The 14,296-nt window shown below is 48.8% G+C and carries 13 protein-coding genes and 1 pseudogene; 5 read left to right on the forward strand and 9 right to left on the reverse strand.

The window, feature by feature from the left end; translation table 11 throughout:
• The coding region (locus tag QQZ17_RS06840; RefSeq protein WP_131023897.1) for an IS3 family transposase at positions 1–109 on the forward strand (109 nt) is incomplete at its 5' end.
• A gap of 273 nt (positions 110–382) precedes the next feature.
• Here the strand turns inward: QQZ17_RS06840 and QQZ17_RS06845 are convergent.
• The 3 genes from QQZ17_RS06845 to rcnR all read right to left on the reverse strand — a co-directional run bounded on the left by QQZ17_RS06845 (position 383) and on the right by rcnR (position 3,144).
• Complete coding sequence (locus QQZ17_RS06845; RefSeq protein ID WP_001572381.1) at positions 383–1,588, reverse strand: hypothetical protein; 1,206 nt, start codon at positions 1,586–1,588, stop codon at positions 383–385.
• A complete protein-coding gene (locus tag QQZ17_RS06850; RefSeq protein ID WP_000193209.1) occupies positions 1,585–2,403 on the reverse strand; it encodes a DUF4942 domain-containing protein in 819 nt (272 codons plus the stop codon). The genes QQZ17_RS06845 and QQZ17_RS06850 overlap by 4 nt, the downstream gene beginning before the upstream one ends.
• A 468-nt stretch (positions 2,404–2,871) precedes the next feature.
• On the reverse strand, positions 2,872–3,144 hold the full coding sequence (gene rcnR / locus QQZ17_RS06855) for a Ni(II)/Co(II)-binding transcriptional repressor RcnR (RefSeq protein WP_000019951.1): 273 nt from the start codon (positions 3,142–3,144) through the stop codon (positions 2,872–2,874).
• 122 nt (positions 3,145–3,266) lie between these two features.
• Between rcnR and QQZ17_RS06860 the strand changes: the two genes are divergently transcribed.
• Positions 3,267–4,382, forward strand: a complete 1,116-nt coding sequence (locus QQZ17_RS06860; protein WP_001572377.1) for a nickel/cobalt efflux protein RcnA — start codon at positions 3,267–3,269, stop codon at positions 4,380–4,382.
• Positions 4,383–4,639: 257 nt separating this feature from the next.
• On the opposite strand, the gene QQZ17_RS06865 is transcribed toward QQZ17_RS06860, so the two are convergent.
• Together QQZ17_RS06865 and pcoS are read right to left on the reverse strand one after the other, a co-directional pair.
• The gene (locus tag QQZ17_RS06865; protein ID WP_000723070.1) at positions 4,640–5,074 is read right to left on the reverse strand and encodes a hypothetical protein; all 435 of its coding nucleotides are present in this window, start codon (positions 5,072–5,074) and stop codon (positions 4,640–4,642) included.
• Between the two features lie 217 nt (positions 5,075–5,291).
• A complete protein-coding gene (gene pcoS, locus QQZ17_RS06870) occupies positions 5,292–6,638 on the reverse strand; it encodes a copper resistance membrane spanning protein PcoS (RefSeq protein WP_001572376.1) in 1,347 nt (448 codons plus the stop codon).
• A gap of 83 nt (positions 6,639–6,721) precedes the next feature.
• On the opposite strand from pcoS, the gene QQZ17_RS06875 reads away from it, so the two are divergent.
• From QQZ17_RS06875 to QQZ17_RS06885, 3 genes are all read left to right on the forward strand, one after another.
• Positions 6,722–7,645: an IS5-like element IS903B family transposase gene (locus tag QQZ17_RS06875; RefSeq protein ID WP_001572374.1), complete on the forward strand. Its 924-nt coding sequence runs from the start codon at positions 6,722–6,724 to the stop codon at positions 7,643–7,645.
• Positions 7,646–7,833: 188 nt separating this feature from the next.
• Positions 7,834–9,453 carry a phosphoethanolamine--lipid A transferase MCR-9.1 gene (locus QQZ17_RS06880; protein ID WP_001572373.1) on the forward strand — a complete coding sequence of 540 codons (1,620 nt, stop codon included), beginning with the start codon at positions 7,834–7,836 and terminating at the stop codon, positions 9,451–9,453.
• A gap of 76 nt (positions 9,454–9,529) precedes the next feature.
• The gene (locus tag QQZ17_RS06885; RefSeq protein ID WP_001572372.1) at positions 9,530–10,006 is read left to right on the forward strand and encodes a WbuC family cupin fold metalloprotein; all 477 of its coding nucleotides are present in this window, start codon (positions 9,530–9,532) and stop codon (positions 10,004–10,006) included.
• Between the two features lie 212 nt (positions 10,007–10,218).
• Here QQZ17_RS06885 and qseC-like read toward each other — a convergent pair whose 3' ends face one another.
• The 4 genes and pseudogenes from qseC-like to QQZ17_RS06905 form a co-directional block, all read right to left on the reverse strand.
• Positions 10,219–11,568, reverse strand: coding sequence for a QseC-like sensor histidine kinase (qseC-like, locus tag QQZ17_RS06890; RefSeq protein ID WP_001572371.1), 1,350 nt, complete (start codon positions 11,566–11,568; stop codon positions 10,219–10,221).
• Complete coding sequence (gene qseB-like, locus QQZ17_RS06895; protein WP_001572368.1) at positions 11,544–12,212, reverse strand: QseB-like response regulator transcription factor; 669 nt, start codon at positions 12,210–12,212, stop codon at positions 11,544–11,546. The genes qseC-like and qseB-like overlap by 25 nt, the downstream gene beginning before the upstream one ends.
• Before the next feature lie 193 nt (positions 12,213–12,405).
• Positions 12,406–13,431: an ExeA family protein gene (locus tag QQZ17_RS06900; protein ID WP_077909719.1), complete on the reverse strand. Its 1,026-nt coding sequence runs from the start codon at positions 13,429–13,431 to the stop codon at positions 12,406–12,408.
• Positions 13,364–14,272: pseudogene (locus QQZ17_RS06905) on the reverse strand (IS481 family transposase); the annotation flags it as partial. The gene QQZ17_RS06900 and the pseudogene QQZ17_RS06905, both read right to left, overlap by 68 nt.
• Positions 14,273–14,296: the final 24 nt, after the last annotated feature.

Here is a 14,296-nt window from a genome sequence, read left to right on the forward strand (position 1 = left end):
TGATTACATCGAAATGTTTTATAACAGTAAGCGTCGGCATGGTTCTAGCGATCAGATGTCACCGACAGAATATGAAAACCAGTATTATCAACGGCTCGGAAGTGTCTAGATTATCCGTGGCGATTCACTTTCGCTAAGCGAACAGACAAAACTGAACGCTTTCCTGTCAGGGATCCTAGATGATTACAAGACTGGGGTTATCACTCAGATACAAGCTGTTGGTAGAATCGGTAACGTGTTTTCTGCTCTGGAAAGTGGAGACTCAAAAAAGGTAGTGCATTTGTTGACTGAAGGACGAAAACTCCTGCGGACGGGCTGAATGTCCGCAGAAGTTCTTATGTGCCAGGGGATGCAGAGAAGTGTATCAACCTGGCTTCATTTATCATGATGTTTTTCTGCTACGCGGCTGTTTTGACTTTCCAGTACCTCCCCCTGCCATTGCACCAGTTAATGTATCAATGGTGCCTTTTAGGGATTCTGAGATTGTTTTCTCCGCCTCCAGGGTAGCTTCCAGCTTCATTACTTTGGCCTGGAGCGTTTTGAGTTCATTGCTTTGTTCAGCCACTTCCGCTTCATAGCCCTGGCTGACCAAAGTTACTTTATTCAGGTCGGCGCTCAGCGACTCGTTTAGTTTATGGAGTTCAGTAAGCTCGGCATTCACCGCCACCAGGTCACCCTCTTTCCCGGACAGTGCACTTTTCAGCTCAGTACAAAGGTTCTGTGCAGCAATCAATTCCTGTTCAAACCTGTCCCTCTCTGCCTTTGTATCTGACACAGTCTGACTTAACTGGTCGCATTGTCTGGAAAGACCGGCGTTATCAGAACGCTGCGTGTTGATCTCTTCGTTCAGCTTTTTTTGATATTCAAGGTGACCAGCGATCTCTGTTTTACGTTCAGCCAGTTGCTGGGAGAGTGAGTCATTTGACTGCTGTGCGAGGCTCAATTCATGCCGTGTGCTATCTAACTGGTGATGGCAGGTTTCGAGTTCTGCTTCGGCAACATTCAGCCTTGTTTCTAACTCCTTGACGGTACTGTCCCGGATCTCTAATCGACCCTGTAGTGCCTGATTCTCAAGTTTCAGCTCATCCATATCGGTAGCGCTTTGCTCAAGCCGCTGTAACAGCTGCGTTACCTCCTCCTCCAGCTGCATGCTACGTGCTTCAGCTTTTTTAACACTATCATTCTGTATTGCGGTATAGCTTCTACGGTAGTGCCAGGTGATGTACGAGATAATATCGCCGAGTGCAACCTTTACCTCATCGGGTATATCCAGGTAACGGGCCTCTTCAGGAACCTCTTTAACATACTTCTGGTACTCCGCGAACATCTCCTGTGACCTTGCAAACGAGCCGCCAACAGCGTTTCTGAGCCAGTGAACTTTGAAGCTCAGATCGATATTTTCCGGGTTAATTTCTTTCTCTTTGCACAGACGTTCGATTGCATTGAAGTAATCGATCATCGCGATAGATGAGTACCTTGAACGACCCATTTCCTTTGATTTTTCAGTGGATTCGCTGCGGATGTCATTCTGCACCTCTGGCGGGGTAGCATCGTTCAGGCTTTTTTCTTTATCATTTTCAATCATCATTTTTTTCCTGCGGCCGGAAGCTGGTTTGCAAAATATATGCTGATAAGATCGTTCAGAGCATTCAGAAGCGAGATACTGTCGATGCAAATATGAACGTTTCCATTCTCAAACAGGCGACACCGCCAGCCATTCTCATCACTGACCTCGCCTGTGAATTCTGTATTTCTCATGGCCGTCAGCCTGTCGACCATACTCAGCCCACCGCCGGTTGCAGGTGTTGGAGTATCAGAACAGATGCATACAATATTCTCAAAGTCGCGTAAACAAAAGTGATTGTCCTGCGAGAAACCGTTGTACCTCAGCACGTTCACACCAGGAAAAATCCCCCGAAGAACAAGCTTTTTTGGCATTGTATATTGCCTGGCATTGCTTTTGAAACTTCGGTCAAGCTTGTTGAGAACATCAACGAAACCTTCTGCAAGGGTGTCTCGTCTGTTAGCCAGTGCATGCTGTAATGTTCCCTTAACAATCTCCAGGGAAGCGACGGGCGGATCCGTACGAAGGGATTCGTTAAAGGCTTCTTTTTGCTTATGGTTCCAGTACCGGTCCATACCTGTTTCTTCAAAGAGCCTTTTCCACGTTTTACGGTCAATTTCCTTACGCCCCTCCTCGATGGTGCGATCCAGTGACGACGGAAGACCAAATGCGTTGGGCTGCATAATTCTGCTGGTGAAGAGAGAGAGACCGCACAGTTCCGACGCTTCCGAGATTAACCGCATCCCTTCTTCGAATTTCTGCATGGCCATATCCCGGGCGCTGATGAGCTGCCCTGTCCGGCTCGCCGGTACTGGCTCAGAACCCTGGTTTTGAGTCATTTTACACTCCATTTTGGTATGTCAGAACATTTTGATTTGAGCAAAGGTAGGACCTGTACACAGACATTAAAGTTGTCTCCTTTAACATGAAAAAGACTTTAAAGTTGTCTACTTCTTCAGATAGACCTACTTAACAGGATACTAAGTAGGTCATCTCCTTTCTCGCGTAGCATCTCTCGACGTTCACAGCAGAGGACACGTTTCAAAATGTCATCCAAAATTTTTTTCCATTATCTGACGTTGGGTGATTTTGATGGTCAGCGAGTAGAGGCTTTAACAATGTGGGTTGCCCTGAGCAAAGTAAGGGAAGTAGATGTACCAGAAATGTACGCGTTGCCTTGCATGAAGGGGGGCATCTTAAAGCTCATTGATTAAACAAACTCACTATGCCGCTACAAACAGCCCAAAACCGTCACTTGATAACGTGTTATTTAGATAAATTAATGCTCAGGGCTTTTAGCCAAACTGTCACTTGATGTAAGAATCCAGAACCTTCAGCACAACGTCCAGGTCTTCTTCTCGTTTCTGTTCTTCACTTTCATGAACAATATGTTCAGTCAAATGTCCTTTAATCACTTCACGCAATAAACCATTCACGGCACCACGTATGGCGGCTATTTGTTGCAGTACAGCGGCACATTCGTGAGGTTCATCAAGCATTTTTTTCAGCGCAGCAACCTGCCCCTGGATCTTGCTTGTACGTGCTTTCAGTTTTTGTTTATCGCGGATGGTATGTGACATGTGGGCTCTCACTCTCCTGGATATTTTATGTAACTATACCAGCGTTATTCTACTGGGGGGTAGTATATTTTACTGGGGGGGAGTAGAATCCGGCCTACACTTAATAACCAAGAATGATTCTCATGAACGAATTTACGACACTTCTTCAGCAAGGCAACGCATGGTTTTTCATCCCCAGCGCCATTCTGCTTGGCGCGCTTCATGGACTGGAGCCCGGGCACTCCAAAACAATGATGGCAGCATTCATCATTGCTATAAAAGGCACCGTACGTCAGGCCGTGATGCTGGGTGTCGCGGCAACATTGTCGCACACTGCAGTCGTATGGCTGATTGCTTTTGGAGGGATGTATATCAGTAATAAATTTACCGCAGAATCAGCCGAACCCTGGCTACAGATGGTCTCTTCAGTGATCATCCTTGGTACGGCTTTTTGGATGTTCTGGCGAACCTGGAGCGGTGAGAAAAACTGGCTGGAGGGAATGCAGGAGAATGAACATCATCACCATGACGAAACAAGGTTGATCGATACTGGCCATGGAAAAGTTGAACTGTCCATTTTTGAAGAAGGACAACTTCCCCACTGGCGGCTACGCACTCTTAGTGGCCAAAGATGGGCTTCTGAAGATATCTCATTAACCACACTTCGGGAAAACAGTACGATCTCTCAGACTTTTGAATTTGTTGATCATGGTGATTATCTGGAGTCAACATCTCCCATCCCTGAGCCTCACAGTTTCAACGTACGTCTGTCTCTGGGACATCGTGGTCATGTCCATGACTATGATGTGGCGTTCGCTGAACACGACCATGACCATGACCACTCTGAGCTTGATGGGCTGGATGTGAATTCGAAAGAGTATCAGGACGCTCACGAACTGGCTCATGCCAATGACATAAAACGCCGCTTCGACGGGAAAGAAGTAACCAACGGGCAAATCCTGATATTTGGACTGACAGGAGGGCTTATCCCTTGCCCGGCAGCTATAACTGTATTGTTGATCTGCCTTCAGCTTAAAGCGCTTACGCTGGGTGCCACACTGGTTGTTTGTTTCAGTATCGGCCTGGCATTGACCCTCGTAACGGTTGGAGTGGGTGCGGCGATCAGCGTTCGTCAGGTCGCCAAACGCTGGAGTGGCTTCAATACCATCGCCAGAAGAGCCCCCTATATTTCAAGCGCCCTGATTGCTGCTGTTGGGATTTACATGGGTATACATGGCTGGAATGGGCTGGTGCATTAACACCGGTACTGATGACACACACTCTGGGTACTTACAAAGTACATCCTAAGCGCCACCGTTGAGGTTATGAGCAGAAAAACCCGGAATATAAAGCTGCTCTTTCCGGGACTTGTTGCTGAGGCAGGGATTAAGTAACTGATTAAATCCATTCCCATAAGACTCAATGATAAATGAAAGAATAAAAAAAACGCTCCCGGACGGGAGCGTAAGCCAGTGACTTCGGCGTCAAATGAGGGTCTAACAAGTGGAGCTGCGGGTTAATTCTGGGTGATCTGGCTGCGATGCTTTTCAGCCTGCTGCTGATGAATAACGGAAGACTGACCATTATTCGCCTTCTCGTGCACAACAGCGGCTTTTTCATGCTCGTTCATTTCTGAAAATGACGTTGCTGATTCGTTGGTGGCCCCTGGTTTGCCTTTCATCATTTTTTTATGCATCTCCGCCATGTCCTGGTGGGCAGAAGCGTTGCCGTTTTGCATCATTTCATGGGACATTGCAGCCTGATCGTGTCCGCTCATATCCATCATTGTCATACTGTCTCCCTGAACAGCGCTTTTTTCAGAGGTTGACTGCATCTGATGGGCGGGTGCCTGGGCATTATTTACCTGGTCATGCATGTTCATTGTCTCTGCAGCCATGGCGGATGAAGCGACAGCCATAATGGCAACAAATGATACAAGGATCTTTTTCATGGTTGGGTCTCCGGTGTTTTCATACCCAAACAATCAACGGCTTATAACAGAGAAAGCATTTGATCTCAGGGCGGGTTATTCATCACTCCAGGAACCAGGCGATTGCGTTATCACTCTGCTCCTGATTTATGTATGATTATAAAAAACCGCCTCTGTTTATCGCGTGACTGAATGATGACAATTTTGTCACCTTCCAGGTTTCTCCTGAAGAACGGGATTAATCCATTAACAGGCGCACACTGAACACAATTTCCCGCCCCTGCTGTTCTGCTGACAGCTCGCCGCCATGAGCATGAATGATCGACCTTGTAATTGATAATCCCAGCCCCGCGCCTTCCGTGTTGTGGACCCTTGATGAATCAGCTCGATAGAACCGATCAAACAAACGTTCCAGATTAGCGGGAACCTGGCCGGACATCGTATTCGTAATCATCACGTTCACACAGTCACTGTCACGCTCAAGGTGTATCGCTGTACAGGTGTTATCGGGAGAATACTTGATTGCATTGGAAAGCAGGTTACTGAAAGCACGTCGCAGCATATCGCTGTCTCCGGCAACAACGCCCTCTCCTTCAACGGTGATTGTCTTTCCTGTTTCGTCTGCCAGAGGCTCGAACAGCTCACGTAATTCATTCAGTTCGGCGGCCAGATCCACATCATGTTTATCCAGCTGCAGCAGACCATGCTCTGAACGTGCCAGAAAAAGCATATCACTGGTCATTCGTGACAACCTTTTCAGTTCTTCCAGGTAAGCGAATAAGATTTCGCGGTAATGCGAAACATCCCTTTCCTTAGCCAGTGCAAACTGCGTCTGCATCATCAGATTACTGACCGGTGTGCGCAGCTCATGCGCGATGTCAGACGAGAAATCTGACAGTTTCCGGAATGACCCCTCCAGGCGATCGAACATGTTATTGAACTCCTGCATGGTCTCAGAAATTTCCGGCGGAGCCAAATCGGGATTAAGACGCTGATCCAGGCTGTGTACGGTCATGGAGGAAGCCAGACTGGTCATTTCCCGTAGCGGTTTCAGACCAATACGTGTGGTCAGCCAGCCCAGAAAAACAGAAATAAAGACCAGACCGATATTGAACCAGAACAGCCAGGTACTGAGCTTATCCATAAACAGGGTGTGATACCCAGTATCCGTGGCAACCGTAATGATGACATGTTTGCTTTTACCCTGTTCCGGCGTCACGGCAACCCGCCGCGAGATACTGCGGTACACGGTGTTATTTTCTTCCGTCTGGATCATATAGTCGAGAATATCACCCGACTTATTAAGCAGGACCGCTGGAACAACAGAATTTTTGGCATAGAGTTCAACAATTTTTTCATTTTCCATGTTTTTTATAGAAATGAATAAACCATTGTGCCCTACCATCGCATCGTTTATTTTTTCTGATAATGACTTAATATCCGTTTTGTTCCGGAACGTCTCTGTTTTAAGAAACTCTTCGGTGAGCTGAAGTTTACCTGTCAGAAAATCGCGGTCCTGATTATCGAAATAGCCATTAAGGGTGCTAATCAGGATAAAACTTGATAACCACCATACCGTAAGCATCACCGCGGCTTTGTTGAATAAATCGAACTTTTGCTGAGTTGAAGGATCAGATCACGCATCTTCCCGACAACGCAGACCGTTCCGTGGCAAAGCAAAAGTTCAAAATCACCAACTGGCCCACCTACAATAAAGCCCTCATCAACCGTGGCTCCATAACTTTCTGGCTGGATGATGAAGCTATTCAGGCCTGGTATGAGTCGGCAGCGCCTTCTTCACGAGGCAGACCTCAGCGCTATTCTGACCTTGCCATCACGACTGTGCTGGTCATTAAACGCGTATTCAGGCTGACCCTGCGCGCTGCGCAGGGCTTTATTGATTCCATTTTTTCTCTGATGAACGTTCCGCTACGCTGCCCGGATTACAGCTGTGTCAGCAGGCGGGCAAAGTCGGTTAATGTCAGTTTCAAAACGCCCACCCGGGGTGAAATCGCACACCTGGTAATTGATTCCACCGGGCTGAAGGTCTTCGGTGAAGGCGAGTGGAAAGTCAAAAAGCATGGCCAGGAACGCCGCCGTATCTGGCGTAAGCTGCATCTCGCCGTTGACAGTAAAACACATGAAATCATCTGCGCTGACCTGTCGCTGAACAACGTTACGGACTCAGAGGCCTTCCCCGGGTTAATCCGGCAAACCCACCGGAAAATCAGGTCAGCCGCCGCCGATGGCGCTTACGATACCCGGCTATGTCACGATGAACTGCGGCATAAGAAAATCAGCGCGCTTATCCCTCCCCGAAAAGGTGCGGGTTACTGGCCCGGTGAATATGCAGACCGTAACCGTGCAGTGGCTAATCAGCGAATGACCGGGAGTAATGCGCGGTGGAAATGGACAACAGATTACAACCGTCGCTCGATAGCGGAAACGGCGATGTACCGGGTAAAACAGCTGTTCGGGGGTTCACTGACGCTGCGTGACTACGATGGTCAGGTTGCGGAGGCTATGGCCCTGGTACGAGCGCTGAACAAAATGACGAAAGCAGGTATGCCTGAAAGCGTGCGTATTGCCTGAAAACACAACCCGCTACGGGGGAGACTTACCCGAAATCTGATTTATTCAACAAAGCCTCGTTAAGGTTAACCTAAGATTTCAGAATGATAATCTCTGCTTTGCAGCGAATAAGGCAATCATAATATTAGATTGAATTGTTGTAATTATCATCAATGTTTTTACTGGTTTACTATTTTCCGGAGGTGTTAATGCCTGTACTTTTCAGGGTGAAAGTTATTCCGCTGGTTTTACTTCTGGCAATGATCTTTGCGTTTTTACTTAACTGGCCAATATTGCTGCATTTTTACGAGATTTTGTCGCATTTAGAGCATGTCAAAATTGGTTTTGTCATTTCTATTCCCTTTGTTCTGGTTGCGGCGCTTAACGTTGTTTTTATGCCTTTCTCAGTTCGTTTTCTGCTGAAACCTTTCTTTGCTTTACTGTTTATCACTGGCTCACTGGTCAGTTATTCGACACTAAAATATAAAGTAATGTTTGATCAAACGATGATTCAAAACATTATTGAAACTAACCCCCAGGAAGCGCATTCCTATCTTAATGGCTCAATTATTATATGGTTCGTCTTTACCGGTATCCTTCCTGCCATCCTCCTTTTTTCAATAAAAATTCAATATCCTGAAAAATGGTATAAAGGCATTGCTTACCGTTTGCTCTCCGTGCTGGCATCGTTGAGTTTGATTGCAGGTGTTGCCGCACTTTATTATCAGGATTATGCCTCTGTCGGCCGCAATAACTCGACATTGAATAAAGAGATCATCCCGGCGAACTACGCTTACAGCACTTTCCAGTATGTTAAGGATACGTACTTTACGACTAAAGTGCCTTTCCAGACGCTGGGGAATGATGCTAAACGCGTCGTCGCTCACGAAAAACCCACGCTGATGTTCCTGGTGATTGGCGAAACGGCACGCAGCCAGAATTTCTCGATGAACGGTTATTCGCGTGATACCAATGCCTTTACCAGCAAATCCGGCGGCGTTATTTCGTTTAAAAATATGCATTCCTGCGGTACCGCTACCGCAATATCCGTTCCGTGCATGTTCTCGAATATGAATCGCACCGAGTACGACAGTAAAAAAGCATCTAACAGTGAAAATTTCCTCGACATCGTGCAGAAAACCGGTGTCTCGCTGTTATGGAAAGAGAACGATGGCGGTTGTAAAGGCGTATGTAGCCGCATCCCGACTGTCGAAATTAAGCCTAGTGATAACCCGAAACTGTGCGATGGCAAAACGTGCCATGACGAGGTGATGCTGGAAAACCTTGATGATGAAATCGCCAAAATGCCAGGTGATAAGCTTGTCGCCTTCCATATCATTGGCAGCCATGGACCGACTTATTACCTGCGTTATCCGGCTGAGCATCGCCACTTCATGCCCGAATGTGCACGTAGCGATATCGAAAACTGTACTCAGGAACAATTGGTCAACACCTACGACAACACCCTTCGTTATACAGACTATGTATTAGCTGAGATGATTGAAAAGCTAAAAAATTACAGCGATCAGTACAACACCGTGCTGCTTTATGTGTCCGATCATGGTGAATCATTGGGCGAAAGCGGGCTATATCTGCACGGCACGCCGTACAAACTGGCACCGGATCAGCAGACGCATATTCCGATGCAGGTCTGGATGTCACCGGGCTTTATCGCCGGGAAACACATCAACATGTCTTGCCTTGAAAATAATGCGGCGAAAAAATCATATTCCCACGACAACCTGTTCTCATCGATTTTGGGGCTGTGGGACGTAAGCACCAGCGTCTATAATCCTGACCGCGATTTGTTCCGCGAATGCCGTGGCTAATCGATTGTTAGTATAACAAAAAGCCTTACGGCAACCTGGTTGCCGTAAGCTGCAAGAATGCAATAAGGCTTATAATATGAAACAACTTACTTTCAACGACCTACGCAAGCAAAGCGCACAAGCCGCAAATTCCCCCCGCTTACGTGCCCATCATAATTTCCACCCTGAATTGAGCGACCCGGTGCAGCGTCTGGCTATTGCTATGGAACCGGGAACTTATGTTCGCCCTCATCGCCACCCGCATACTTTTGAACTGCTGACATCCCTTACCGGTCGCTTTTTGGTATTGAACTTTGATGACCTGGGTAACCTGACCCAGCGCGTCGTGTTAGGTGAGGACTGTAAAGTGCTGGAGATGGATGCAGGCACCTGGCATACCGTATTGTCACTGGATGAAGGCGGCGTTATTTTTGAGGTAAAACACGGTAGGTACCAGCCTGTTGCTGATCAAGATGCCGCCCCATGGGCCCCCGCCGAAAACGAGCCGGGAACTGCAGAGCTGATGAAATGGTACACACAGGCGCAAGTAGGTGATGGCGGATATCCGCGGTAATTAATGCGTTGCACGGAGTGCCATTCTCTCCTTCGCGCCAACTTCAAAGGCTAAGACGCTTCCTCCCAAATCACCTACTCGTAAACCTGTGGCAAGAGTAGAAAATCATCTTATGCAAATAACAGGCAATATCCTTACCGAGGTCGGGATGCAGGCAAAACACCAGCAGAACGCAAAGTATCTCCAGTAAGAGTACAATTTTCATCTACATTTTATCGCGCAGATTGCAGTGGCAGGACAATGCTGACCAGTACGCCTGAGGTAAACTGGCTGGCAGGGGCTAAAGTAACTTTCCCACCCAGCCGCGTGACGCATGCTTTGACTATCGCTAAGCCCAACCCAGAGCCGGGTTGGGTCACGCCTTCAGGGCGATAAAATGCATCGAACACGCGCATCCTTTCTTCTGCGGCAATACCGGGACCGTTATCTTCAACTTTAATGATCGCTTCGTGCTGCGATACCATCACGCTGAGATCAATTTGTCCGTGTTCCGGTATATAGCGGATTGCGTTTTCTACCAGATTTTTCACGATAATAGTGAGTGTGTATTTATCGGTGTAAACCAGCTGACTCGCACTGGCAGTTTCCAGTACGCCAATATCAATACTTTTTTCCAGAGCAAGTGGATGCAGGGATTCAATCACCTCCCTGAATAACTGTGTAATGAGCAGAGGCTGATTATTTCCTTGCCGCGTATTTTGCTGTTCGCGGGCAAGCAGAAGCAGCTGTTCTAACAAGTTTTTGGTTCGGCTTAACCCTTGTTGCAGGCTGTTCAGCCGGAATTGCGCTTCGGGCGACATTTCGCTCGCCGACAGCCGCTCCGCCTGTAGCGACAATGCCGTTAGCGGGGTACGTAACTCATGGGCCGCATCGGCGATAAAACGTGACTGTGTCTGCATGGCATCGTTAACTTTGTGCAACAATTTATTGATACCACCCACAAATGGACGAATTTCATCAGGAATGGCATCTTCAGGGAACGGCGTCAAATTGCGTTCATCTCGCTGATGCACCTCATCGGCAAGGAGTGAAACGGGGCGAAAGGCTTTCCGGATCAGATCAGTCGCAACCAGCAACAGTATCGGCAACAGCAGACTGAGCGGGATCAACGTGCGCAGTGCGCTTTCAAATGAGATTTCGTCGCGTACGTCAAGCTGCTGACCAATGGCGACCAATTGGGTGGGTGAAAGTCGATGCACCAATACACGATACGATTCTCCGCCGGAAATTACGTTCTGAAAACCTTCATGCATGGGCGTTTCCAGCTGAAAAGTGGGGTCGCGGGCCTGCAGGGAATTACCGTTTTCCGATATGAATTCCACCACCACTCGGGAATCATTATCACCATCCAGTTGCTTAACAAGAGTCTGCGAGTCAGGGTTGTCATATATCACACTGGCGATTTGGGTCAGGGTGCCATCCTGTAGTTCATGGGCTTCGTCGAGTGCAAAATAGAAGGTAAGACCACAGGAAATAACTGCGGTAAATAAAATGGCGACGCTCAGGGCTACCGAGAGCTGTAGCTTCAGAGAGTTTTTCACTCGCTTTTGGAAACCAGCCATCCGACCCCCCTGACATTTTTGATGGCATTCCGGCCGAGCTTTTTACGTAGAGCGTGGATGAAATACTCAACAGCGTTACTTTCAATCTCATCCCCCCAGCCATAAATACGGTCTTCAAGATCGCTGCGAGAGAGAATACCGCCGGGGCGCTGCATGAGTGCTTCCAGAAGAGCATACTCGCGCTTCGAAAGTAAAAAGTTCTCTCCGCTGGCCAACAAACACACTTCGTGACTGACCGGGTTCAGGCTGAGCACACCGTTACTCAGCAATCGATCACTGTTGCCGTTATGTCGTCGCAAAACAGCGCGTATCCGCGCGAGCAGTTCGCTGAACTCGAACGGTTTAATTAGGTAATCGTCTGCTCCACTGTCGAGGCCGTGAAGTCTGTCCGTAAGGGCATCCCGCGCGGTGACAATCACCACCGGTACGGATGATCCCTGACGGCGAAGTGCGTTCATGACGCTAAAGCCGTCCTGTCCCGGCAGCCCAAGATCCAGGAGCACAATGTCATAATGCTGCGCGAAGCAACTGGCCAGCGCATCATTGCCATTTTTCATCCAGTCCACCGCATACGACGCATCGCGTAACGAATTCGCCACCACGTCGCCGATCATCAGATCATCTTCAACCAGTAAAATTCTCATCGCGTTGATAATCCCTATGTGTAGTGGCTCGCAATCGAAATCCCTCCGACTCGCAATCAGCGCATATTTCGGCTCACATTAACTGCAAATGAAAAACGCCCCCGACTCACATTAAGTGACAATGGGCTCGCAATCAGCCAGACGGACTCGCAATCCAGTCCGCCGGGCTCACAATAACTGCAAATAGACATCGTCATATCGGTAGGCCGACCGCCAACATTCTGTCGCGTAGCTCGGCTGTGCGGGCAGGGTCTAACTGATTGTTAAATAATGCCCTGATTTCAGCAGGTTTTGCATCAAACTGCTCCACCATATCTTTCAGCCGGTAACCATGCCGCGTGAGTGTCGGTTCCAGGTCATCCAGTTGACGTGACAGTACGGATTCAACCAGCGTGGCGGTAATCGGCTTTTCACCTGTCTGGTATCCTGCTTCCATCGCCAGCGTCAGGTGCAACTGGACCTGCAGCGGTGTACGAAGTTTCATCGCCAACAGGTCAACTGCTTCGGTCGTCAGAATATCTTCCGGCTTACCCTTGCCGGTGCTGGTTTTCAGCAACCACTGGATATATTCGCGCTGGCTGCCGGTGATCCCGTCCAGCGTAAAAATATCGGTACGATAACCGATTTCCTCCATCGTCGGACGACGCAGGTCATTACGCAGTTTAGGGTGACCTGCCAGAACGACAGATAGCCGTCCTCCGCCGTCTTCAACCACTTCCATCAACCGTTTGAGCCCCGTCAGTGTATTACCGTTCAGGTCATGCGCCTCATCAACAAACAGCGCCACCGGGCGTTTACCTTTTTTGACCAGCTCCTGCAGTTCCCGCTCGCGACGTTCACCCTGCTTGGGGATCTGCACCTGCTTATCCTGCGCCAGGTCGTAAAACAGGGCGTTAATCAGCGTGGCGAGCCGGACACTCTGTTTGTCGACCGACAGGGAACGGGCGACAATGATTTTGTTTTCATCCATCAGTTGCTGCTGCAGGCGTCGCAGAGTGACTGTTTTGCCACTTCCGACCACACCACAGACGGCTATCAGACGCCCTTCGCGTATCGCCCCTTTAATGTCTTTCATCAACTGCTTATGGTGAGCAGTTTCATAATACCTGGCCTGTTCAATAGACTGCGTCAGCCCATAATGCTCCATCACTTCAACCCGCATGGTCTTCTCCTGGTTGTCTGTTACGAAAATAGTCTCTGATGCGGGCGAGTACTTCATTACGGTTTAGCGTCTCAGCCAGAATACTGTCGATAAACGCCCGGTCTTCATCCGGCATTCTGGCCAGCGGAATGGCCAGATCGTCGGCAATAGCCAGTTTTGCCGCAATAACGGTGGGAAAGTGGTATTCAAATTTTCGGGCATCAAAGGGCTGATGTGGCAATTCATCAATGCGCTGCTGGGTGTCATCACTGACCACGCGGAGATCGCTTCCGGACAACGCGCTGATGGGGATGTTCAGCTGTCTGGCCAGAGCATGAATACGATCGGCCCGTTCAGCCGCTTTGCCACGCCTGAACGTCCGATAACGGTGTAGTGGCACAGGCCCCGATACCGGATAATAAGGCCCCCATGTTTCACCGGTAAACTCCACATACATCTCTTCGTCAAACAACCCCCACAGCAGAATGACGATTTCCCCCGCCATATCCGGTTCAACTTCCCATGCGGTGCCGTCTATCGTTACCCGCGCATCAACACCCACCTTGCGGGATTCCGGCTCCCGGGCGAACCGACCGTATTGTTCCCAGCTGCACATATCTCTCACGCCGTCCCGGGGGATATTTGCCAGCCAGTCCTCCAGGCGCGAGTGTTTCTCGCTGCGGTGTTGCTGCGCATTGTAACGACTCAGATAGTTCCAGAGCCATTCGTTGGCCTGCAGCTCCGTCTCCGGTTTATGGAAATGGTACAGGGTTTCATGTGCCTCTTTAACGGTCCTGAAAGGACGCTCTACTTTACCTTTGGACCGTGCCGTTGTCCGGGTGCCATCCTTACCTGCCGGTGTATGCGTCAGCCAGTCAACTTTCAGGGACTGCATCACATTCTGGAATACATGGCTTTGGCACTGTTGCAAAGTTAGCGATGA

This window comes from Citrobacter sp. T1.2D-1, assembly GCF_950098555.1.
Taxonomy (GTDB): domain Bacteria; phylum Pseudomonadota; class Gammaproteobacteria; order Enterobacterales; family Enterobacteriaceae; genus Citrobacter_A; species Citrobacter_A telavivensis.